The following is a 24,008-nucleotide window of genomic DNA, read 5'->3' as shown; positions in this document are numbered from 1 at the left end:
CCGCCACTAACTCCGAAGAGTCCGTTCGACTTGCATGTGTTAAGCATACCGCCAGCGTTCATCCTGAGCCAGGATCAAACTCTCCATTGTAGATTCCCTTTCACCTCAGTTACTCAGTTTTCTATAACGAGCTTTTTGATTGCTCTTTGTTTTTTTAGTAATTTAATACTTGTTTTGTTAATTAAAGTTCTTTAACAAGGGTGTATGTTATACTTGAAAATGGCTTTTAAACTATTGAATTGTCTAGGTTCGTGGTGTTAGACGAGGCGTTTGCCCTCAATCGCACATTTACTAATATAACTAATGTTTTTAAAATGTGCAACTTTTTTGACTAACTTTTTTTAAACTTTTTGTTTTTGTGAACCTGAATCCTATGATAAATAAGAGTTTTAAGAGTTTAAGAAAGTTCACTTTTTTGTCTGAGGAGTTTATGAGTTATAACTAATTATTATTTTGAGTGATGTTTCTGGGTTTTTGTTTGCATCTCTAATCCAACTTTAGTTTAATGGGCTATAAGTTAATGATGGTTTTGTTGGGTTACGCTAACGCTAACCCAACCTACTAATTTAATGTTTTTTGGTGGGCAAGAAAAAAAGAAGACAGTTAATATAGATAAATTCTATAGTCTGTCTCCTTCTGGATTGTTAGGGGTGAATAGTAAAATTACGCTTCACTTTCGATTTGTAAAAACAATAATCCCATAACTACTGCGGGCATAACTAAGCCAACAGCAGGAACTAAAATACTAGGTAAAAAAGCGGCTGCAAAATCTCCAATCATGGTTGATATGTTCCTTATACTAAAATTTAAAGTTAACTAAAATGGATAATACTGTGAAGTTAGCTTAAAAAGGATCAAATATAAAGATTCTTAACAAAAAATCATCATTAGACCTCGATCGAGTTAAAGTAACCTAAAAATAGTCAACTTTTGATAAAAACTTTAAGGAGATTACATAAAAAGCAATGAGTATTGATGTAGTTAATTGCGGTAACGATCCTCAAGTAGGAAATCTCTCTACTCCCGTAAATGGATCAGCTTTTACTAAAGCCTTTATTAATGCCCTTCCTGCTTACCGTCAAGGTTTGTCAGCTAATCGTCGTGGGTTAGAAATTGGCATGGCTCATGGTTACTTATTATATGGACCTTTTGCAGTGTTGGGTCCTCTTCGTTTAACTGATTATGGACCTACTGCTGGTTTATTGGCAACTATTGGTTTAGTTTCTATCCTCACCATTTGTTTATCTATTTATGGTGCTGTGGGAGTAAGCAAACCTACCGAAACTTTAACAACTCCTAATGTGCCTATGGATTTGGCGACTAAAGAGGGTTGGAGTGAGTTTGCAGGTGGTTTCTTATTGGGTGCTTGTGGCGGTGCTTTTTTTGCATTCTTCTTATGTGAAACTCCCCACTTAAAACCTTTAATTGATGTTGCTAGTGGTGTTTGGTCATCATAGTCAATAATAAATAATCATTAATAATATGATAAAGGGTGGGCTATGCTCACCTTTTTCTTTTTTGATATTATCTGTTTCGATCGATAAATTCTATCTTAAACTAAAGTGAAAAATAGTTTTTTGAGCATTCTATTTACTTTTCTAAGTACTTTTGCTTAAATTAAGATAATTTTAATCGCAATCATGATAATTATATGAAACATAGTTTGGGTAATAGAATAGGTGTTTTTGATAGTGGAGTGGGGGGGTTAACGGTACTCCGTAAACTTTATCGTCACTTACCACAAGAATCTATCCTCTATTTTGCCGATACTCAACGTCTTCCTTATGGTACTCGTTCCAAAACTGAGATAATTTTATTTGTAAGAGAAATTCTTGATTGGATGGCAAATGAACAAGTCAAAATGGTAATCATGGCTTGTAATACCAGTTCTGCTTTAGCGTTAGAAGAAGTGCAATCAGAATATAATTTTCCTATTTTGGGCTTAATTCACTCTGGTGCGAAAGGTGCGGTTAAAAAGGGTAAAAGGATAGGAGTTATTTCCACTGTCGCTACGGCTAAAAGTAACGCTTATCGTAATGCTATCAAAGAAATTAATCCTCAAGTGGATGTTTGGCAGGTGGGATGTCCTGAATTTGTACCATTGATCGAACAAAATAGGATATATGATCCTTATACCAAGAAAGTAGCAGAGGATTATTTATCCTCTTTAATTAGGAATGATATTGATAGTCTTATCTATGGCTGTACCCATTACCCCCATTTACAGGGCTTGTTAAGAGAAATTCTACCATCCTCTGTTAATTTAATTGATCCTGCGGATTATGTAGTCAAAGCTATGGAAAAAGAGTTGGAGTTAATGAATTTAAGGAATCATGATATAGTTTTACCGACTCGTTTTTGTGTTAGTGGTGAACCAGAAGATTTTGCTAAAATTTCTAAACAGTGGTTAGGATTTACCCCCACCGTGGAAAAAATTTATTTACCTTCTATTACTCCTGTAACAAAACAATTAACCTCTTTAGACAATTATTTATATGCAGAAAGTGTAATGGTTTAAATCATTATTGGTAGTTGGTGGGCAATGCCCACCCTACATTGAGGCGATGGGTTATGATGAGAAAAGGATAAATGTTAAGTTATGTTAAGTAAATACCATGCAACAGCTAGAAAAACCTTCTCTATCATACTCTCTATCAGATTGGCGACAAGGTTATGAATCTCAATATCAAGAAAGAGAATATTTGATTGATGACATAGAAGGAGAAATTCCCTTAGATTTATCAGGCACATTATACCGCAATGGACCCGGATTGTTAGATGTTCATGGTACTCCTTTACAACATCCTTTTGATGGTGATGGGATGATTTGTGCTTTTACTTTTGATAATGGTAGTTGTTTTTTTCGTAATCGCTTTGTGCAAACAAAGGAATATTTGGAAGAACAAAAAGCTGGAAAAATGCTTTATCGGGGGGTGTTTGGTAGCCAAAAACCGGGGGGTTGGTTAGCAAATTTATTCGATATGCGTATTAAAAATATTGCTAATACTAATGTTCTCTATTGGGGTGATAAATTATTAGCTTTATGGGAGGCGGCACATCCTTATCGTCTCAATCCTGAAAATTTGGCAACTATTGGCTTGGATGACTTAGATGGTGTTTTACAAAAAGGGGATGTATTTAGCGCTCATCCTCGGATCGATCGAACCTCTCAATTTAATCATGGTAAACCATCTTTAGTCAATTTTGGCATTAAACAGGGAGTTTCTAGTACTATTACCATTTATGAATTTGACGAATTAGGCAAAATTATTCAAAAATATAGCCATGAAACGAAGGGGTTTTGCTTCATCCATGATTTTGTGATTACCCCTAACTACTGCATTTTGTTTCAAAATCCCACTACCTATAACCCTTTACCTTTTATTTTTGGATTGAGAGGTGCAGGAGAATGTCTTGATTTTGATAATAGCAAACCAACGAAAATTATTTTAATTCCTCGCAATACACCTCACGAAAAAGTTATTACCCTCGAAGCATCGGCAGGGTTTATTTTTCATCATAGCAACGCCTTTGAGATAAATAGGGAAGAAATCGTTGTGGATTCTATTTGTTATGAGCAATTAAGTCAAATTGATCCTGATAATAGTTATAAAGAGGTGGACTTTGATAAACTTGCACCGGGGCAATTATGGCGTTTTAAGCTAAATTTGGCAACCCAAAAAGTAACCAAAGAATTAATCAATCAGCGTTGTGTGGAATTTCCCTCTATTCACCCTGACAATGTAGGTAGAGATTATCGTTATATTTTTATTGGTGCTACGGATCATCCTACCAAAAATGCACCTTTACAAGCATTATTAAAATTAGATTTAGAAACTAAACAAGAACAATTATATTCTTTTGCTCCCAAAGGTTTTGTAAGTGAACCAGTATTTGTACCTAAAAATAATGCTTCTGGGGAAGATGATGGTTGGGTATTAATGTTAGTTTATGATTCTCGTCATCACCGTTCAGATTTGGTTATCTTTGATGGTAAGGATATTAGTCAACCTGTAGCAACATTGCATTTAAAGCAACATATTCCTTATGGATTGCATGGTAGTTTTCATAGTGCGAAATAAATTTGTCGAAATTTGTAGGTTGGGTTAATGATACCGTAACCTCAAACTTGTGCTAATCGTAGTCGAAGCATCTGCTAAAGCGATTAAGTGCTGATGCAAAATAAATGAATGGCTAAAGGGCTTAAAACAAACTAATAAAAATTTTGCAACTTTGAGGATACTGACAAGACTGTTTGCCATGATAAGACTTGAATCTAGGATATTTTGCTCTACCCTTAAAAAAGTTCCTAAATGCCTTAGTTAGATTGAGAGTCGCAGATTGCAATACTTGCGAATAACAGTCTCCTAACCAAGCCGTTTCTTCTTCCTTAGCTTTCTTTTGATTACTTGCAGATACTGTAAATATCACAGAAAAATATCCATAACGTATATGTCTTTCATTCAATGTTAATATGAAAGAAGTGAACTTTTACCAAACTAAATTTATGAGTTGGCGCAATACTACCGATATTAAAGACAAAATTTTTGGGGCGTTAGTTTACCTATTTCCCCTTTATTCTGGTTTCCAATTTGGAGGTTTTTTGATAGCACAATTTCCGATTTTAAACTTATTAGCGATTCCCCTTACTCCTTTAATTTTAATTAATAGTATTCCCTTTGGTCGTTTTATCCTATTTATAATTTTATATTCAGCAGTGGTGCGAAATTCCCGTATTAGTCACTTTATTCGCTTCAACACCATGCAATCTATTCTTATGGAAATCTTATTGATTTTAATTAGTTTAGTCATGAATGTTTTATTAGGTGGTTTAGGGGTTGGTTTATTAACAGAAACAATTTACAATACCATTTTTCTAGCGGTGTTAATCGGTTGTATTTATGGAATGTTTCAATCATTATCGGGAAAATATCCCGAAATTCCCCTAATTTCTGAGGCTGCATCAGGACAAGTTCCTTGGTAGGCTAAGTAAATAAAATAAAAATATAAGTAGATAGGTAAAATTAATTGTATGTTTACTTTGTGAAAGGCAAAAAGCATCGGGGCATAGGCAACAAAGATTATGGGTTATTTCCATTAATTTTAAAATATACAATCTATTTTGCTTTAATACTTATTCTCCCCTCCCCAGTTGATTTATGAGATGAAAACTTATGTTAAATTACACTCCCCTAACGATCGAAGAACTACAACAAGGCATTATTCTTCATCCCCTCACGGTATCACCTCAAGCTACTGTCAGAGAGGCGATCGCACAAATGAGTGGTATTCGTTCTTCTTGTGATACAGCCTATGATCAAGATAGGAATAAAAAATCTATAGAAACGGAAGCTCGATCGAGTTGTGTGATTGTAGTTGAAGATGAAAAAGTAATTGGTATTTTAACGGAGAGGGATATTGTTCGTTTAAGCATCGACAATCCATCACTGGATCATATCACCGTAGGGGAAGTTATGATTTCTCCCGTCATCATTTTTAGAAAAAGTCAATTTACTGATATATTTGTAGTAATTAATTTACTTTCTCAACATAACATTCGTCACCTTCCCATTTTAGATGATGACGATCGACTTATTGGCTTAATTACCCATGAAAGTTTAAGACAATTATCTCGCCCCATTGACTTATTAAAGTTACGACAAGTCAAAGAAGTAATGATTCATCAGGTTATCTGTGCCGATGAAAAAGTATCTTTGATGGAAATTGCTCAAAAAATGACTCATCATCGAGTAAGTTGTGTTGTTATTACAGGAAAAAGGGAGACAGAAGGGCAAATTCAAGAATTACCCGTTGGTATTGTCAGTGAGCGAGATTTAGTCCAATTTCAAGCACTATACCTGAATTTTGATAACTATCAAGCAGGAGATGTCATGAGTTATCCCCCGATAACCGTAGCCTTAGATGAATCTTTGTTGACAGTTCAACTGATGATGGAAAAACATTTTATTCGTCGTCTATTAGTTACAGGAGAAAAAGGGGACATTGTCGGTATCGTTACTCAAACTAATATTTTAAAAGCCCTTAATCCTGTGGAAATTTATAGCATGGCAACCATGTTAGAAGAAAGGGTGAAGCAATTAGAAATAGAAAAATATGCCCTTTTATATAACCGTAATCGAGAATTAGAGGAAATTGTTAAACAAAGAACCAAAGAATTAGAAAATAAAGCCAAAAGAGAAAAATTAATCGCTGAAATCACCAATCGCATTCGAGTTTCTCTACATCTTGAGGATATTTTAAATACTTGCGTGGAAGAATTACGAGCTTTTTCTGGGTGCGATCGAGTCTTAGTATATCAGTTTCAACCAGATTGGAGTGGTGTCATCGTTGCCGAATCCGTGAATGAAAAGTTCGATAAAGCAAAAGGAAATAAAGTTGAAGATACCTGTTTTCAAGAATATGTAGCTAGTAAAGTAAAATACAACATCGATGAAGCTATCGCCATTGATAATATTTACACGGGGGATTATCCTGATTGTTATATAGAATTTGTCGAACAATATCAGATCAAAGCTAATTTAATTGTACCGATTCGCTTACAAAATGAATTATGGGGACTTTTAATTGGGCATCAATGTCAAGATTTTCGACAATGGCAGGAGGAAGATATTACTCTGTTTCAAGAAATAGCCATCAATTTAGCTATCGCCATTCAACAATCTATCAACTATCACAAACTAGAAAATGAGTTAGAAGAAAGACAAAAAGCCGAAGAATCTCTTAAAGAGAGTGAAAGTCGTTTTCGTCAGTTAGCCGAAAATATTGATCAAGTTTTTTACTTAACAGACTTAGAAAAAGTGCAAATACTGTATATTAGTCCAACTTATGAAAATATTTGGGGAAAATCCTGTCAGAGTTTATATGAGAATGCTCGATCGTACATAGAAAGTGTTCATCCCGAAGATCAAAACCTTGTGGCTCAAGCCTATGAAAGTCAAAAATTAGGAGAACAAACTACCATAGAATATCGTATTGTTCGCCCAGATGGTGAAATTCGCTGGATTTTGGATCGCAATTTTCCCGTAAAAAGTTCAAGTGTCAACAGTAAGAGAGTTTGTGGTATTGCCGAAGATATAACAGAGGGTAAATTAAACGAGATAGAATTAATTAAATCTCAGCAACAAATAGAAATAACTACCTTCCGCTTGAAAGAAGCGCAAAGAATAGCAAAATTAGGACATTGGGAATATAATCACCCGAAAGATACTCTTTATTGGTCAAAACAGTGTTATTCTATCTGTGGAGTGAACCCTTCTGAGTTTACAGTATCTTACGATCGATTTTTAGATTTGGTACACCCTGACGATCGAGCCTTTATCAATGAAAACTATAATGATCATATCAAGAATCAGACAGAATATAACGTTTGTCATCGCATAATTACTCCTGATGGTACGATAAAATATGTACAAGAACAATGTGAAACAGAGTACGATGATAATGGTGCGCCTTTTATTTCTAGGGGTACAGTTCAAGATATAACCAAATTAAAACAAGCTGAATTAAAACTAGCACAATTAAATCATGAATTAGAAATTAAAGTAGCCCAGCGTACCCATGAACTATGGAGAATCAATCATCTACAAACAATGATTCTTGATAGTACCGACTATTCCATTATTTCCACTGACTGTAATGGTTATATTCAAACTTTTAACCTTGGGGCGGAAAAAATGTTGGGTTATTGCGCCGAAGAAGTTGTCGGAAAAGCGACTCCTTTACTATTTGTGGATTTACAAGAAGTCCAAGCCCTTGCTGTGCAATTATCTCAAGAGTTAGGGCAGGAAATTCCCCAAGATATTACCGCTTTTATCATCAAATCACGGTTAGGTATGGTGAATGAATTTACCATTAACAATATTAGAAAAGATGGAACTCGTTTTCCCATCTTGATGGTGATTAATCCTTTAAAAAATGAAGAAGAAGAAATTATTGGTTTTTTAGGTATTGGTAAAGATATTACTAAAGAAGAAGAAGCCAGAATCTATCGTCAACAAGCGGAAAAAGCCTTAAGAGATAGTGAATTACGTTTTCGCCGTATTTTTGAGTCTAACGTTGTCGGTTTTATGTTTACCGATTTTACAGGCAAAATTACGGAAGCCAACGATCGATTTTTGGAGATGTTGGGCTACACCAGAGCGGAATTAGAATCTGGAATGCTTAATTGGGCAACCATGACACCTCCTGAATATCATCACACAGACATATCAGTGATCGAATATCTGAAAATTCATCGTACGATCGAACCTTGGGAAAAAGCCTATTATCATAAAGACGGGCATTTAGTTTCAGTTTTAATTGGGGTGGCGTTAATGATAGAAGATGATACATCTGTTTGTGTGATTATGGATATAAGCGATCGTAAAGACACAGAACGTAAATTAGAACAATCCCAACATTTTTTACAAACCCTTTTAGATACTTTACCCGTATGTGTGGTGTGGAAAGATCGAGAATCTAATCTTCTCGGTTGTAATCGTACCCTAGCTCGTTTAATGAATATTTCCGATACCATTGATATTAGTAATCCCAGTGAAATCAATTTCTCTTTTACTGCGGAAGAATTAGCTAAATGTCATCAGGATGATCTCGAAGTCATCACTTCTGGACAACCTAAACTATCCATAGAACAAACTTTTACTTTACCTAATGGCGAGGTGATGTGGGCAGAAACCAATAAAACCCCCCTCAAAAATAATCAAGGGGAAATTGTTGGTTTAGTGGGTATTTTTTATGATGTTACTCAGAAAAGACGGAATGAAATAGAAAAACAAAAATTATTACAAGAATTATCCGCCTTTAAACAAGGGTTAGATCAATCCGCCATTGTCGTTATGACTGATGCTAATGGAGTTATTACTTACGGAAACGATCGATTTATCAAAGTTTCAGGTTATAGTAAACAAGAATTAATCGGCAATACCCATAAGATAATTAACTCTGGTTATCATTCTCGCAGTTTCTTTAAAAATCTTTGGGAAACCATCAACAAAGGGGAAATTTGGCGAGGAGAAATTTGTAATCGCAATAAATCAGGTCATTTTTACTGGGTAGAAAGTACGATCGTACCCTTTTTAGATCAACAAGGTAAACCATTTCAATATTTAGCCATTCGCTTTGATATTACTGCCCGAAAACTGGGAGAAATCAGAATCCAAAAAGAAAATGCCTTCAGACAACAAATTCTCGAACAAATGGGAGACGGTTTATGTGTTTGTTACGACATTAATGAACATCCTTTTGTCCGTTTTACCTTGTGGAATCCCAAAATGGAGATAATTACGGGTTATACCCTTGAAGAAATCAACCAATTAGGATGGTATCAAAGTTTATATCCAAATCCGGAAATTCAGGCTCAAGCCATAGCCAGAATGCAAAGAATGCGTCAAGGAGATAATATGGTGGCTGAAGAATGGGAAATTTACACTAAACATGGCACTAAGCGCACGGTGACAATTTCCACATCTATTCTCAATAAGGATGCTAATAGTAATATTACATTTGTTCTTGGAGTTATTCAAGACATTACGGAAAGAAAAGCCAAAGAAAAAGAAAATATAGTCTTAAAAGAACGGTTAGAATTTGTATTATCATCTAGCCCTGCAATCATTTATAGTTGTGAAGCTAATCTCCTTAACAATCCTCTCAAATTTATTAGTCAAAATGTAAAAACCATTGTCAACTATGACTCAGCCGACTTTTTATCCCATTTGTATAAATGGAGTGAGTTTATCCATCCCGAAGATTATGAAATTGTCAGAAAAGAAATAGTAGAAGAACTTTTTACCAGTAACCATTGTCGTACTGAATACCGCTTTTTGACAGGGGATAATAAATATATTTGGTTACAAGATGAGATGATGCTGTGGCGTGATGCGGACGGTAATCCTACGGAAATTGTCGGTTATGTGGCAAATATTAATGAACGCAAACAAGCCCAATTACTATTAAAGAACAAAACCAAGGAGCTCGATCGATTTTTCTCCCTCGCCATTGACTTACTCTGTATTGCTAACGTGGAAGGTTATTTTTTAAGAGTTAACACCGAATGGGAAAAAGTTTTAGGTTATCCCCTTAACCAACTAGAAGGCTCAAGATTTTTAGACTATGTTCACCCTGACGATTTACCAGCTACCTTAGAAGCCATTAATCACATGAAACTAGGGCAAGGAGTTTCTTCCTTTATCAATCGTTACCGTTGTGCTGATGGTAGTTATCGATGGTTAGAATGGCGTAGCGCTCCCACAGATAATTACATCTATGCCGCCGCTAGAGACATCACCGAAAGAAGAAAAAATGAAGAACACATTAATCGACAACTAGCCGCCATGGAAGCCGCCCTTAACGGTATTGCTGTTTTACAAGGAGACAATTTTCTTTATACCAATAAATCTCACCATGAAATGTTCGGTTATGAGCAAGGGGAATTAATTGGCAAAGACTGGCGTATCCTCTATTATCCCGAAGAAATAGACATTGTTGAACGGGAGGTTTTACCTCAATTGATGACAGAGGGGGCTTCTTGGTATGGAGAAATAAAAGCAAAAAGAAAAGATGGCTCAACTTTTGAAGAAGGTTTATCTTTAACCATAGCAAAAGATGGTTTACTGATATGTATTTGTCAAGACATCACCGAAAGAAAAGAATATGAACGGGAAAAATCTGCTTTAATTAATACCATTCAAAGAAATAATGACTTACTTTCTACGATGAGTCGGGCAGAATCTCAGTTTATCACCGCCGAGAATCGCTTAACTATTTTTGAACAACTACTTACTGACTTATTAGAATTAACCGATAGTGAATATGGTTTTATCGGTGAAGTGTTATTTAGAAAAGACGGTAGTGCCGTGATGGAAGAAAACTTCTTAAAAATTAAGGGAGTGCCTTATTTACAAACTCATAGCGTCACCAATATTGCTTGGAATGAAGAAACCCAGAAATTGTACGAGGAAAATTATGAGAAAGGTATGCAGTTTACCAATATGAATACCCTGTTTGGGGCGGTGATTATGACAGGAAAAGCAGTCATTGCCAATAATCCTAGCACCGATCCTCGCCGTGGTGGTATTCCCGACGGACATCCTCCCTTAAATGCCTTTTTGGGCTTACCTTTCTTCAGTGGCGATAATTTAATCGGTATTGTCGGTATTGCTAACGCCCCCGGCGGTTATGATCAATCTATGATCGAATATCTACAACCGTTTTTGATGACTTGTAGTATTTTAATCGAAGGTTATCGTCTCGATCGACGGAAGAAATTAACGGAAGAGCAATTATTCCAAAGTAATCAAGACTTAATCCGAGCTAATCGCCTCAAAGACGAATTTTTGGCAAATATGAGCCACGAATTGCGCACACCTCTTAACGCCATTTTAGGGATGACAGAAGGCTTATGCGAAGAGGTATTTGGTGACATTAACGAAAGACAACTGAAAGCCTTAAAAACGATCGATCGTAGTGGAACACATTTACTAGAATTAATCAACGATATTCTCGATTTAGCCAAAATTGAAGCCGAACACCTAGAGTTACAGTTAGATACTGTCTCATTAAATAGTCTTTGTGAATCTAGTTTAACCTTTGTTAAACAACTAGCTTTGAAAAAGAGAATACAACTAAAAACCGAGCTTCCGTCCAATATACCTTGTCTGACGATAGATGAAAGAAGAATCCGACAAGTATTAATTAATTTGCTCAACAATGCGGTTAAATTCACCACAGAAGGAGGCAATATCACCATTAAAGTTAACAATAATCCTCCTCCTGAAAAAACTAATTTTGTTACCCAAATTTTTGAAAATCCAGAAAATATCACTCACAACTATATTTATATTTCCATTATCGATACGGGTATTGGTATCCCCCCCAATAAAATTAACACTTTATTCGAGCCTTTTGTGCAAGTCGATACTGCTTTAAATCGTCAATATTCAGGCACGGGCTTAGGGTTAGCTTTAGTTAAAAAAATTGTTGAATTACATGGAGGATATATGATTCTCAGTAGCAAACTAGGGGTAGGAAGTTGTTTTACTATTGCTTTACCTTATACCCCTTCTGTTTCCATTCCATCAACAGATAATAACCAAGAAACAACACCAGCGAATATAGCTCAAACTCCCATTAAAGAAGCCTTAATTTTACTGGTAGAGGATAACGAGGCGAATATTAGTACTATTTCCAGTTATTTAAAAGCTAAAGGTTATCGTTTAATTCTCGCCGAAAATGGAGAAGATGCCATCGTTCTAGCTCGATCGGAAAAACCAGATATAATTTTAATGGATATTCAAATGCCCAAAATGAGTGGTTTAGAAGCCATTGAAAGGATACGCCAAAATCCCGAATGTGTTGATATACCTATTATTGCTCTAACTGCCCTAGCTATGGAAAACGATCGAGAAAAATGTTTACAAATAGGTGCTAATGAATATTTAACGAAGCCATTGAAACTCAAAGAATTAGTCGCTAAAATTCAAGAATTGTTAACGAGGGGATTAGGGAATTAGGGAATTAGGGAAAATTTGTTAATTAGACATCTCCAGAAAAGATTTTTTATTGGTTTGTAGTAAGGGTTTCAACCCTTGTTTTGGCAATTAATGGATATGTCTATTAAAAATCTTGATATTTTTTATGAAAATTGAACTAATAAAATGCAATTTTACTTCTTATTCCTTATTCCTTACTCACTTATTACCTATTACCTACCTTTATCAAAAGACTTTTTCAGCAACTCCTGCTTAAACATTGTCAAAATGTCACCACACTGCGGATAGATTCTCCCTTGTGCATTAAATCAAAAGCGGTGTTAATTTCTTCTAAGGGCATCACATGGGTTATTAAATCATCAATATTGATCTTACCTTCTTTGTACCAATCCACAATTTTTGGTACATCAGTTCTACCTCTTGCCCCTCCAAAGGCACTGCCCTTCCAAACTCTACCTGTAACTAATTGGAAAGGTCTTGTACTGATTTCTTCCCCTGCTCCTGCCACACCGATAATGGTGGAAACTCCCCAACCTTTATGACAAGATTCTAAGGCTTGACGCATAACTTTAGTATTTCCAATACATTCAAAAGTGTAATCTGCTCCTCCTTTCGTTAAATCCACTAAATAGGGTACTAAATCCCCTTCTACTTCTTGGGGATTAACAAAATGTGTCATGCCAAACTTTTCACCGATCGATCGTTTGCTAGGATTAATATCCACACCGATAATCATATCTGCACCCACCATGCGACAGGCTTGGATAACATTTAAACCGATACCGCCTAAGCCAAACACAATCACATTTGCCCCTGCTTCCACCTTAGCGGTATTAATTACAGCACCTATTCCCGTAGTGACACCACAACCGATATAACAAACCTTGTCAAAGGGTACATCAGGGCGAATTTTTGCTAAAGCAATTTCAGGCACAACGGTATAATTAGCGAAAGTGGAAGTTCCCATATAATGAAATAAAGGTTTACCATCAAGGGAAAAACGACTACTACCATCGGGCATTAACCCTTTACCCTGAGTAACTCTGATGGCTTGACAAAGATTGGTTTTGAAACTGAGACAGTATTCACACTCTCGACATTCTGGCACATATAAGGGTATGACATGATCTCCCACTTTGAGGCTTTTTACACCCTTACCTACTTCTACCACCACTCCAGACCCTTCGTGACCTAAAATACTAGGAAATAAACCTTCGGGGTCTTTTCCTGATAAAGTATAGGCATCGGTATGACAAATTCCAGTGGCTTTGATTTCGACTAAGACTTCCCCCGCTTGGGGTGGTTGTAAATCAATGGTTTCGATCGAGAGGGGTTTTCCTGCTTCTAAGGCAACGGCGGCTTTTACTTTCATATTGGGCTATAAAAAAGAATAAAATAAGGATACTATAGCTTTGATTATTTTAAAATAGAAAAAAATATAAGTTAAATAGGGTTTGCTAAATAACTCAGAAGACTATTAAAATTACAGATTTAGGCATAATACATTAACCAAAAAGTGCGCGGTTTTCGCAATTTTTACTCAAAAAATGAGCATTTTTTACTAAATTTTATTTAAAACAACTTTGTAATTATACGCCAATACAAAGCCTCAAAACCTTGATTTTGTCATTTATTCACTCTTCCCTTTTCCCTTTTCCCTTTTCCCTCTCTTCATCAAAATACTTTTTCAGCATCCCCTAAATACGTCACCTTAACCATTCTTGAATAAAAGATTCTATTTCCTCGATTTCAAAACTTTTAGCTAAACTTAACACTTTATTGACAAAGGGAAGATAACTAGAATTGCGATCGCTCATCGTTTTCACAGTTTCGACTAATTTTGTGATTAAACCATCTTGAGTAATGCTTAAAAGGCTTTGTAAATCCTCTTGAGGGGGAATAATCATTTCCGTTGCCGTTGGGGTTAATGATGTGTTAATCTCCTTATACTGCCAAGTAAGATGTAAATGTTTAGTTAATGACTCTAATAATTTATTAGCATCCACTGGTTTAGGAAGAAAATCATCCCCCCCAATCTCAAGGCTGATTTGTTGATCTCGATCGGACACTGAAGCCGAAGAAACAATGATTTTTAATGTTTGAAATTGGGAATCATTCTTGACTTTTTTGATTAAATCATAACCGTTCATCACTGGCATAATAATATCAGTAATCATGACATTAATGCTGTTATTTTGAAGGATGTTGAAGGCTTCCTCCCCGTTTTCTGCTTCTTTGAGGATAAAGCCGAGGGGTTCGAGTAAATTAACCAAAACTGAACGGTTTTCCCAACGATCATCCACTACTAAAATAGTAACTGTATCTTCTTCATAACCGATAATTTGAGCCTCATCTTTGAACAATAATTCTTCTTTCCAACTTTGAGAAATGGGGCAATTAAGCCGAAACCAAAAATCACTCCCCTTTCCTAGGGTACTTTTTACTTTGATAGTGCTATCCATTAAATGAGCAATTTTTTGCGTAATAGCTAATCCTAATCCTGTGCCTTCTGTATAGCGATTTTTGTCTTTCCCTACTTGTTCAAAGACTTGAAATATTTGTGGTAATTCTTTTTCAGCGATACCTATACCCGTATCTCCTACCTCAAATTTAATTTGACAATAGTAACTATTTTGTAAACTATACTTAACTCGATCGCAATCTAGCTGTTGCTGACAAATGGAACATTGTTCAAGTTTAATGGGGAATATACCCTCAGCTTTGACATTTAAAGTAACATTACCCTCATCAGTGAATTTAATGGCATTAGTGAGTAAATTAATTAAAATTTGTCGTAAGCGTTTTTCATCAGTCACGATCGCATCTGGAAGGTTAGGATCATAATGATAGATGAAATCAATACCCTTTTTATCAGAACGCACTTTGATCATATCAACTACGCCCTCTAAAAACGAACTAAGATGAACAACCGTGGGATTTAACTCGAATTTTTGGGCTTCTATTTTCGCTAAGTCTAATATATCGTTGATTAAAGTTAATAAATGATTACCGCATTGATAGATAATATCGATACCATTACGCTCTTTTTCGGGTATAAAAGGTGAACGATTAAGAATTTGGGCATAACCTAGAATACCGTTTAAAGGAGTGCGCAATTCATGACTCATATTCGCTAAAAATTCACTTTTTGCCTGATTGGCTTTATCGGCTTCTTCTTTGGCAAGAATTAGTTCTTGTGTTCTAATTTGGATTCTTCTTTCTAAATCCTGATTGAGAAGTTGTAATTGCTGTTCTGCTTCATGTCTAGCGATAATTCCTCCAATACTACCTGCGATCGCCCTCAGAGTCGAAATTTCGATTTCTTTCCAATTTTGTTCTTGGTGGCAGTCATCAAAACCGACTAATCCCCAAAAATTATCTTTAATTAAAATTGGTACAATTAATATTGAAATAATCCCTTGGAATTCAAGTTGATTTTTTTCCTCTTCAGGAAAATCTCCCACATTCCCCTCGATTACACCGCCGACTTTAAGAGTGTTATACCATCGAGGAACCATATCTTCAAATAAAATATTTTGTAAGTCGGGGTTATTTATTTGAGGGGTAATTCCTTGGGCTACCCATTCCCATAATTGACTACAGGCAGGGCGTTGATTTTCGGGGTGAGGATGTACATGAAAAATATAGATTCGATCGACTTCTGTAGCTTGTCCGAGAGTCGCCAATACTTCATTAATACCCTGAGAATAATCCGCCATCGTTAACAGATAATTTGTCGCATCTGCCACTCCTTTTAATAAACGCTCAACCCGAAGCAATTTTTTTTTCATAAAAATATCAATCATGAGATAGTTACTAATTTTATGGATATTTATCCAATTAACTAGCTTTATCAAAATTTTGGGGGCTAAAACCCCCTCCTTCACTGATTGAGAGAGGGAAAAGGGAAGAGGGAATAGTTGTAGTTATTTTCAAGAATCAATAAAAAATATTCAGGACAACTATGGATTCTTTCTTCCAAATCTTTTTTCCCTGTAAGAGTATTGCAATTTGGACAAGTAAAAACAGGCTAATCAGTTTTTAAAACAGGTGCTAGTTTGATATTTTTTGCCAAACCGAAAAATTCTAAAAATTTAATGGTAAACCATGTTAAATCAAGTTCCCACCACTGAAAACCGTGACGTGCAGAATATTGGTAAGCATGGTGATTGTTGTGCCAACCTTCGCCAAAAGTTAATAAGGCAACCCACCAACAGTTACGAGAGTGATCGTTAGATTCGTGACTGACATAACCAAATTTATGGGTAGCACTGTTAACAAACCAAGTTACATGGAATACCAATACTAAACGGAGGAAAATACCCCAGACAACTAAAGAAACTCCACCCCACCAGAATAATAATAAACCGAGAACAACTTGAATGGGAATAAAATATTTTTCACAGAAAAGATAGAAAGGATCGTTTTGAATATCTTTTGTATATTTGGAAACGTGTTGATTTGCAGGATTTTTAATGAACATCCAACCCATGTGACTCCACCAAAAACCTTTATTAGAATCATGGGGATCACCTTCGTGATCAGAATATTTATGATGAATACGGTGTAAACCTACCCAAGAAATTGGTCCTCCTTGACAGGCTAATGCACCACAAAAAACGAGAACATACTCTACCCATTTTGGTGCATCAAAGCTACGATGAGAAACGAAACGGTGATAGCCTAAGGTTATGCCTATACAAGCCGTCAGCCAGTATAAGAAAGCTGTTACTCCTACTGCTTTCCAACTAAAATTACTAGGTAAAAACGCAAATAAAGCTACTAGGTGAATAGTAGCCATGTAAATAATAATATGCCATGCTAGAGGCGGTTTTTCGGAAGTTGTAACTGTCATTTTTAAGATGTGAACTATATTTTGTTTTTATTTTACTATTTTGGACTGTTGGTGAAGTTAAAATTTTGTTAAATTTTTATATTATAACTTGTGGTAAAACCCATAAAACAGACGCAAAATTACAGGGATTATCGATCGAGTCAACCCAAGTTTATTTTTTTTAATTGACTCATGTTAGATCATTCCCATTAAATTATAAACTATAAATTGAGATTGATAATTATAATTTTTTGTACAAATCTCAAAGCCTTATTTTAATTAACTTTGATCAATTTTTCAAGGACAAAATTTAAAGATTATTTATAAAAAAACTTAGCGAACAGATTATAAAATGAACACAAATTTTTTGATTCCTTCCTTAACCCAAATCCAAGAAAAAGTCCGTAATATAAATGATGAACCTTTAGAAATTCTCCCTTGGGAGCAAATTGAACCATGGAAAAATAGAATTAGTCAACTCAAAATAAAAAGTGGTATTCCTTCTTATCTGATTATTCCTAATACCAAGGATATGTTATCACAGTTTTTGAATGTTTGTGACGAACATCTTTATCCGATTTTTCCTCTCGGTAACGGTAGCAAGATTTCTTGGGGTAAATTACCTCCTCAAGCTAAGATATTTGTTAGTACTCAAAAGCTCGATCGAATCGTTGATCATGCTGTGGAAGATTTAACCGTTACCGTAGAATCAGGCATGACGCTCAAAAATTTACAGAATTTTTTAAGATTACAAAATCAATTCTTACCCATTGATCCTTGTTTTCCTGAATCTGCCACCATAGGAGGGATTATTGCCACAGCAAACACTGGAAGTTGGAGACAAAGATACGGGGGGGTAAGGGATTTATTGCTAGGAATTTCTTTTATGAGAGGTGATGGCAAAGAAGCCAAAGCAGGGGGGAGAGTCGTCAAAAATGTAGCAGGTTATGACTTAATGAAACTTTTTACAGGTTCTTATGGTAATCTAGGAATCATTACTGAGGCAACATTTCGTTTATTTCCTTTACCAGAAAACTCTTTAACCGTGATGGTGACAGGAGAAAAAGAGTCTATTTATCAGTTACAAAAAACCGTCAGCGCTTCGGGATTAACTCCTACTGCCATGGATTTATGCTCAAAATCTTTAGTTAAAAGCCATGATTTAGGTACAGGATTCGGCTTAATTTTTCGTTTTCAAGGTATCACAGAAAGTATTAAACAACAGTCTTCCCAAGTACAAAATATAGCAGAAAAATTTGATTTATCCACAAAAATTTATCAAAATCAAGAAGAATTAAATCTTTGGGAAAACCTCCCATTAAAAACCTATCAAGGAGATGTTATTTGTAAAGTGGGAATTTTACCAAGTCAAGCTCTTAATTTATTAGATAAATTTGATAATAATGGCTTAATTAATGTTAGTCAAGGCATCGGTTTTTTATCTTTTATGAATGATATAAAAAGTCATCAAATCTTAAATGTACGGCAATTTTGTACAGAAAATAGTGGATTTTTAACCATATTAAAAGCCCCCTTTAAAGAACAAATTGAGCCTTGGGGTTATGTTGGTAATGGTTTACCAATGATGAAGACGATTAAACACAATTTTGATCCTCGTGGAGTATTTATCGATCGATTATAAGTTATATCGGGTTTTATTTTTTGAAGCTAAAATGTTGGGTTGCTACGCTTAACCCAACCTACTGATTAAGATTATTGATTGTCTGGATTATTTAACCAATTTTCTAAGTCGGAGATACCCTCAAAATCCAGTAAGGCTTCCCCTAATGATTCTAGCTGAGGAATGGACATCGATCGAACTTTTGCTAATAAATCATCATTGAGATTACCACAACGACGATTTAATAAGCGGATAACCATGTTTGCTTCGGCTTCTTGTGTTGCTTCAGTGCGTCCAAGTTGTATTCCCTCTGTACGTCCAAGAGCGAATACTTGTTGATAAAAACGAGTTTGTGTGATGTCGGCTTCTCTTAAGTTAATCATTTTCTGTATCTCCTCTATAGATAATTTAGGAAATTTATTTACCAGTATAGCCTCAATTAAATCTAATCTTAAGTTGAATTGTGCTTGATTTTGCGCACTTTCTAAAATACGATTTGCTTCCGATACGGCTTGATTTTCGGGAGTTACTATTAATTTTAATAAGGCTAAATTCGGGCTTAAATTTTCTTGGTTTAATAAATCACATAAAAATAATCTTTGTACTCGATTATCAAGTAAATCTTGATAGGGTTTTTCACTACCTAAATCTTGATTTCGATGATTTAAAATTAACAATCCTCGCCAATTTCTGTTAACTTTATACTGATGAATATAAACGAAGATTCCCCCAAAATAACGACTATAAAATTCAGTATCATTCTGCATTTGTGCTTCGAGAAACACGAGGGGTATATTTTCATTATCCCCTAGGGGTGTTAATAATCCATCCAGACGAAATTCTTTTTCTTTGACGACGGGAGCTTTATAATCAAACTCACAACCATCTGGTATTTCTGGGATTAATTCGGAGATAAGGCTTGATTGATTTAAAAATATTCGGTAAAATAATTTATCTGTTTTCATTTTTTTACTTAAATGTTGGGTTGCTACGCTTAACCCAACCTACTGATTAAGATTATTGATTGTGTGGATAATGATGTTTACCTCTGCAAAACTTCTTTCCCAATTCATATCTTCTTTTTTGTTAAAATGATATTTAATTGGAAATTATGTTACCTTTTTTAGAGTTCGATCGAGTTTTTTAAATAGTATTCTATCCTTAGAGTTTTAATGACTGGAGAAGTCTCAATGTAAGGAAAATCCTCTTATATCTGATGACTATAGAAGCAATCATTCATAGTAATTATTCTATTCATACCATTTGCAACAGCAATGAAAATCATCAATCGTGATAGGGTTGTTAAGTTTATAAAATATGGTGTATTGTTAAGTTCGATCGGACTGTTGTTTTTTAGCTATCAAACAAGGGTTATTGGGGAAAAAAAATCTTCTCCATTGATGATTCGAGTTGGAGTTTATCAAAATAGTCCAAAAGTATTTATTGATAAGAATGATCAACCGGCGGGTTTTTGGATAGACTTAGTTGATGGTATTGCTAAAGCTGAAAATTGGTTAGTAACTTATATTCCTTGTCAGTGGCAAGAATGTCTTAATAAAGTGGAAACGGGGCAAATTGATGTAATGATAGATGTTGCCCATTCAGATAATCGAGAATTACTTTATAGTTTCAACAATGAAGTAGTATTGGCTAGTTGGTCACAAGTGTATGCTCGTCGTGGTTTAAATTTAAACTCTATTCTTGATCTTGATGAAAAAAAAATTGGTATTCTTAAATCTAGTATTCAAAAAGAGATTTTACTTGAACAAATAAAGGCTTTTGGTATTAATCCAGAATTGATTGAAGTGGACAAATTACCAGAAATTTTTGCCCTCTTAGAAAAAGGTGAAATTGATGCAGGAATTGTTAATAATTTCTTTGGCACAAAATTTGCTAATAACTATAATATCGATCGAACTAATATTTTAATTAACCCTAGTCGTTTACATTTTATCGTCACTAAAGGTGATCCTTTATCTATATTACCCAGTTTCGATCAACAGTTAGAAGAACTCATTAATGATTCTAATTCTGTTTATTATCAAGCTCAAAAAACATGGCTTGAACCCAAAGCAAAATTTGGTTGGCAACAGATAAAATTGATTCTAATTAACTCTCTTATTTATAGCCCATTTTTTGTCATCATTTTTCTAGCACTTTGGAATTATTTTTTAAAAAAAGAGATCAATCATCGTAAAAAAATTGAAAATAATTTACAAGAAAGTCAACAACGTTATTCTAGTTTAGCATCTGCTGTACCCGTGGGAATTTTTCGCACTAATTTTGATCATCAATGTCTTTATGTTAATGATTATTGTTGTGAATTAATGGGGCTTCCCCCTCAAAAAATTATCGGATTAGGATGGCTTAACGGCATATATTCAGAAGACAGAGAAATAATACTACAACATTGGGATAAATGTATTGAAGAAAATAAACAATTTGAATTAGAATACCGTTTTCAACGTCCAGACGGTGACATTATCTGGGTTTATGGGCAGTGTATTGCAGAGTTCGAGCGAAATCACAACATCAAAGGTTATGTAGGCACAATTACTAATATAACCGATCGAGTGATCATGGAAAGACAATTAAAATATGATACCCTCCATGACAAATTAACAGGATTAGCAAATCGCACTCAAATAATGGAAAAACTCGAATTAGCCATAGAAAGAAAAAAAAGCGATTCTGAGTATAACTTTTCGGTGTTATTTTTTGACTTAGATAACTTTAAAATAGTCAATGACAGTTTAGGGCATTTAGCAGGAGATGAATTATTAGTCGAAGTAGCAAAATTTCTACAAACCTATATATCAGATAACGACATAGTAGCTAGATTAGGGGGAGATGAATTTGTCATTTTACTACAAGAAATTGAAACCATAGATAACGCTATTAACCTAGCCACTCAAATTCTCAAAGGGTTGCAAATGCCATTTTTATTATCCCGTCGAGAAGTCTTTACCAATACCAGTATCGGCATTATTTTAGGAAACGAAAAACACAACTCCTCTCAAGATTTGTTACGAGAAGCCGATATAGCCATGTATAGAGCTAAAAAAACAGGAAAAGGACAATATGCTATATTTGATCCTGTTATGGATTTCAAAGCCACTGAAAGATTAAAATTAGAACGGGATTTGCGTATTGCCATTGAAGAAAATCAATTTAAGATTTATTATCAACCCATCGTAAACTTAGAGAGCAGAGAAATTCAAGGATTTGAAGCCTTAATTCGTTGGCAACATCCCGAAAAAGGTTTATTATCTCCCCTCGCCTTCATTGATGTAGCAGAAGAAACAGGGTTAATTATCCCCATTGGCACATGGATGTTAGAAAGTGCTTGTCAACAATTATTAATATGGCAAGAAACCTTTAACAAGCCTCTCAAAGTTAATGTTAACCTCTCCGTTAAGCAGTTACAGGAATCTTTATTAATCTTACTGGATGAATTATTGACTCATTATCCTTTGTTACCCCATACTTTAGGATTAGAAATCACCGAGAGTATGTTAATTCAAAATATCGCCGTCACCAGTGACTTACTCCATCAAATAAAAAATAAAGGTATTGCCATTAGTATTGATGACTTCGGTACAGGTTATTCTTGTTTTAGTTATTTACATCAACTGCCCGTAGATGCGTTGAAGATCGATCGAAGTTTTGTTAATATTTTAGACTTAGATAGTCGTAATCAAGTCATCGCCGAATCCATAATTTCCTTATCTGAATCCATTGGTATTTATACCGTAGCCGAAGGCATAGAAACCGAGAAACAAAAACAGTGGTTAAAAAATAAAGGATGTCTATTAGGGCAAGGATACTTATTTTCTCCTCCTGTTGATGCCATTTTAGCCACAAATTTTTTAAAATTTTTTCCATAAAATTAGAGCATCTTCACCAGTGGCTTTATAATATTTTTTGCGTCTTCCAGCCTCAATAAATCCGAATTTTTGATATAAATTTAAGGCTTTGATATTATTTTCTCCTACTTCTAAAGTTGCCCTTTCTAAAGATTTATTTTGAGCTTCTGTTAACAATTTATCTAATAATAATTTACCTAAACCTTGCCCTTGAAAATCAGGATGAATAGCTAAAATGGTAATATGTGCTTCCTCAAGAATTGACCAAAAACAACCTAAACCAATCACTTTTTCATTGTTATTAAGATCGATCGTCAGAATTAATAAGCAACTATTAGGGCTTTCTATTTCCCTCTTATAACCATCTAAACTCCATAAACCTCCAAAACAAAGATCATCTAATTCTAATACTTGATCCAGTTCTTTTTCTGTTAAATTTTTGATATTAATTACTTCCAAAGTCATATAAATTAAGTAGGGTTTGCTGAATAAGTCGGAAGACGAGGAAAATCAGAATTAAGAATTAAGAATTAAGAATTAAGAATTAAGAATTAAGAATTAAGAATTAAAAAATTCCACCTTTCTATCTGCCTATATTTTCCCTTTGCTTCCTTAATATATAAGATTTTATGACAAACACAAGTCCAAAACGAAAACTTACTGGTAAAGAAATTTTCAAGAAAGGTTTTGTTCTTCTTTCAGGTACTGCTTTTGTGTGGTTTTCGGTAGCAGGAGTAATAAAAATGATGACGACACCTGCCACGCCTCCTGCTAATACCCAAAATCAAGAAGAATTGTCGCCAGAGGCAAGGTTAGAAAAAGAAATGCTGGGTTATCAGTTAGTGTTAGATAAAGAGCCTGATAACGTTTTTGCCCTAGAAAAGTTGGTGGAAATTAATTTACAATTAGGTAATCTTTCCGATGCTTTACCCTTAACGGAAAAGTTAGTGGCATTACAACCCACTAATCAACGCTATCAAGACGTTTTGAAGATTATAAAACAAGGTTTAGAAGCAGAGAAAACTCAAACCCCTCCCCCTTCGGATTCTTCTAATATACCTGTTGCAAAATAAAAAGTAAAATCTGTTTTAGCTTTTCTTCGGCAAGAAGCCCCACACTGTATTTTTCGTTAAGAAATACCCACACAATCAGTGTGGGATGAATTGCCGTCCAGATTTATT

General features: G+C 34.8%; 14 protein-coding genes, 1 rRNA gene and 1 pseudogene. 8 read left to right on the top strand and 8 right to left on the bottom strand.

The window, feature by feature from the left end; genetic code table 11:
* Positions 1-90: ribosomal RNA gene (locus ACN4EE_RS15475) — 16S ribosomal RNA — on the bottom strand; the annotation flags it as partial.
* A 573-nt stretch (positions 91-663) separates the two neighbouring features.
* Positions 664-780, bottom strand: coding sequence for a photosystem I reaction center subunit VIII (locus ACN4EE_RS15470; protein WP_017295711.1), 117 nt, complete (start codon positions 778-780; stop codon positions 664-666).
* A gap of 185 nt (positions 781-965) precedes the next feature.
* Here ACN4EE_RS15470 and ACN4EE_RS15465 point away from each other — a divergent pair, with 185 nt between their 5' ends.
* The 3 genes from ACN4EE_RS15465 to ACN4EE_RS15455 all read left to right on the top strand — a co-directional run bounded on the left by ACN4EE_RS15465 (position 966) and on the right by ACN4EE_RS15455 (position 4,082).
* A complete protein-coding gene (locus ACN4EE_RS15465; RefSeq protein ID WP_431707361.1) occupies positions 966-1,457 on the top strand; it encodes a photosystem I reaction center subunit XI in 492 nt (163 codons plus the stop codon).
* A gap of 194 nt (positions 1,458-1,651) precedes the next feature.
* Entirely contained in the window at positions 1,652-2,518 is an 867-nt protein-coding gene (murI, locus tag ACN4EE_RS15460; protein WP_431707360.1) for a glutamate racemase, read from the top strand.
* A 97-nt stretch (positions 2,519-2,615) separates the two neighbouring features.
* Positions 2,616-4,082, top strand: a complete 1,467-nt coding sequence (locus tag ACN4EE_RS15455; RefSeq protein WP_431707359.1) for a carotenoid oxygenase family protein — start codon at positions 2,616-2,618, stop codon at positions 4,080-4,082.
* A 139-nt stretch (positions 4,083-4,221) separates the two neighbouring features.
* Here ACN4EE_RS15455 and ACN4EE_RS15450 read toward each other — a convergent pair.
* Positions 4,222-4,401 (bottom strand): annotated as a pseudogene (locus tag ACN4EE_RS15450) (RNA-guided endonuclease TnpB family protein); the annotation flags it as partial.
* A gap of 106 nt (positions 4,402-4,507) precedes the next feature.
* Here ACN4EE_RS15450 and ACN4EE_RS15445 point away from each other — a divergent pair.
* Both ACN4EE_RS15445 and ACN4EE_RS15440 read left to right on the top strand, forming a co-directional pair.
* Positions 4,508-4,984, top strand: a complete 477-nt coding sequence (locus ACN4EE_RS15445; protein ID WP_431707358.1) for a Tic20 family protein — start codon at positions 4,508-4,510, stop codon at positions 4,982-4,984.
* 190 nt (positions 4,985-5,174) lie between these two features.
* Positions 5,175-12,527 (top strand): PAS domain S-box protein, encoded by a 7,353-nt coding sequence (locus ACN4EE_RS15440; RefSeq protein ID WP_431707357.1) that lies wholly within the window; start codon positions 5,175-5,177, stop codon positions 12,525-12,527.
* Between the two features lie 241 nt (positions 12,528-12,768).
* Here ACN4EE_RS15440 and ACN4EE_RS15435 read toward each other — a convergent pair whose 3' ends face one another.
* The 3 genes from ACN4EE_RS15435 to ACN4EE_RS15425 all read right to left on the bottom strand — a co-directional run bounded on the left by ACN4EE_RS15435 (position 12,769) and on the right by ACN4EE_RS15425 (position 17,361).
* The gene (locus ACN4EE_RS15435) at positions 12,769-13,878 is read right to left on the bottom strand and encodes an S-(hydroxymethyl)glutathione dehydrogenase/class III alcohol dehydrogenase (RefSeq protein WP_431707356.1); all 1,110 of its coding nucleotides are present in this window, start codon (positions 13,876-13,878) and stop codon (positions 12,769-12,771) included.
* Between the two features lie 334 nt (positions 13,879-14,212).
* The gene (locus tag ACN4EE_RS15430; protein ID WP_431707355.1) at positions 14,213-16,297 is read right to left on the bottom strand and encodes an ATP-binding protein; all 2,085 of its coding nucleotides are present in this window, start codon (positions 16,295-16,297) and stop codon (positions 14,213-14,215) included.
* A 239-nt stretch (positions 16,298-16,536) separates the two neighbouring features.
* Entirely contained in the window at positions 16,537-17,361 is an 825-nt protein-coding gene (locus tag ACN4EE_RS15425; protein ID WP_431707354.1) for an acyl-CoA desaturase, read from the bottom strand.
* Positions 17,362-17,692: 331 nt separating this feature from the next.
* Here ACN4EE_RS15425 and ACN4EE_RS15420 point away from each other — a divergent pair, with 331 nt between their 5' ends.
* Complete coding sequence (locus tag ACN4EE_RS15420; RefSeq protein ID WP_431707353.1) at positions 17,693-18,982, top strand: FAD-binding oxidoreductase; 1,290 nt, start codon at positions 17,693-17,695, stop codon at positions 18,980-18,982.
* A 71-nt stretch (positions 18,983-19,053) separates the two neighbouring features.
* On the opposite strand, the gene ACN4EE_RS15415 is transcribed toward ACN4EE_RS15420, so the two are convergent.
* Positions 19,054-19,926: a DUF2887 domain-containing protein gene (locus ACN4EE_RS15415; RefSeq protein WP_431707352.1), complete on the bottom strand. Its 873-nt coding sequence runs from the start codon at positions 19,924-19,926 to the stop codon at positions 19,054-19,056.
* A 309-nt stretch (positions 19,927-20,235) separates the two neighbouring features.
* On the opposite strand from ACN4EE_RS15415, the gene ACN4EE_RS15410 reads away from it, so the two are divergent.
* Complete coding sequence (locus ACN4EE_RS15410; RefSeq protein ID WP_431707351.1) at positions 20,236-22,848, top strand: EAL domain-containing protein; 2,613 nt, start codon at positions 20,236-20,238, stop codon at positions 22,846-22,848.
* Here the strand turns inward: ACN4EE_RS15410 and rimI are convergent.
* On the bottom strand, positions 22,831-23,292 hold the full coding sequence (rimI, locus tag ACN4EE_RS15405; protein ID WP_431707350.1) for a ribosomal protein S18-alanine N-acetyltransferase: 462 nt from the start codon (positions 23,290-23,292) through the stop codon (positions 22,831-22,833). The two genes, ACN4EE_RS15410 and rimI, sit on opposite strands and share 18 nt — an antisense overlap.
* A gap of 164 nt (positions 23,293-23,456) precedes the next feature.
* On the opposite strand from rimI, the gene ACN4EE_RS15400 reads away from it, so the two are divergent.
* Complete coding sequence (locus ACN4EE_RS15400) at positions 23,457-23,900, top strand: tetratricopeptide repeat protein (protein ID WP_431707349.1); 444 nt, start codon at positions 23,457-23,459, stop codon at positions 23,898-23,900.
* The last annotated feature ends 108 nt before the right edge of the window (positions 23,901-24,008 follow it).

It is taken from the genome of Geminocystis sp. CENA526 (assembly GCF_050753365.1).
GTDB lineage: Bacteria > Cyanobacteriota > Cyanobacteriia > Cyanobacteriales > Cyanobacteriaceae > Geminocystis.
The sequence above is the reverse complement of the archived record's forward strand: the minus strand, read 5'-3'. Positions and strand labels throughout refer to the sequence as shown.

Bases quoted from the DNA above. Each gene is read 5' to 3' on its own strand.
- ACN4EE_RS15465 (WP_431707361.1), top strand. From the start codon at position 966: ATGAGTATTGATGTAGTTAATTGCGGTAACGATCCTCAAGTAGGAAAT.
- ACN4EE_RS15410 (WP_431707351.1), top strand. From the start codon at position 20,236: ATGAAAATCATCAATCGTGATAGGGTTGTTAAGTTTATAAAATATGGT.
- ACN4EE_RS15440 (WP_431707357.1), top strand. From the start codon at position 5,175: ATGTTAAATTACACTCCCCTAACGATCGAAGAACTACAACAAGGCATT.
- rimI (WP_431707350.1), bottom strand. From the start codon at position 23,292: ATGACTTTGGAAGTAATTAATATCAAAAATTTAACAGAAAAAGAACTG.
- ACN4EE_RS15425 (WP_431707354.1), bottom strand. From the start codon at position 17,361: ATGACAGTTACAACTTCCGAAAAACCGCCTCTAGCATGGCATATTATT.
- ACN4EE_RS15470 (WP_017295711.1), bottom strand. From the start codon at position 780: ATGATTGGAGATTTTGCAGCCGCTTTTTTACCTAGTATTTTAGTTCCT.
- ACN4EE_RS15430 (WP_431707355.1), bottom strand. From the start codon at position 16,297: ATGAAAAAAAAATTGCTTCGGGTTGAGCGTTTATTAAAAGGAGTGGCA.
- ACN4EE_RS15455 (WP_431707359.1), top strand. From the start codon at position 2,616: ATGCAACAGCTAGAAAAACCTTCTCTATCATACTCTCTATCAGATTGG.
- ACN4EE_RS15445 (WP_431707358.1), top strand. From the start codon at position 4,508: ATGAGTTGGCGCAATACTACCGATATTAAAGACAAAATTTTTGGGGCG.
- ACN4EE_RS15420 (WP_431707353.1), top strand. From the start codon at position 17,693: ATGAACACAAATTTTTTGATTCCTTCCTTAACCCAAATCCAAGAAAAA.
- murI (WP_431707360.1), top strand. From the start codon at position 1,652: ATGAAACATAGTTTGGGTAATAGAATAGGTGTTTTTGATAGTGGAGTG.
- ACN4EE_RS15400 (WP_431707349.1), top strand. From the start codon at position 23,457: ATGACAAACACAAGTCCAAAACGAAAACTTACTGGTAAAGAAATTTTC.
- ACN4EE_RS15415 (WP_431707352.1), bottom strand. From the start codon at position 19,926: ATGAAAACAGATAAATTATTTTACCGAATATTTTTAAATCAATCAAGC.
- ACN4EE_RS15435 (WP_431707356.1), bottom strand. From the start codon at position 13,878: ATGAAAGTAAAAGCCGCCGTTGCCTTAGAAGCAGGAAAACCCCTCTCG.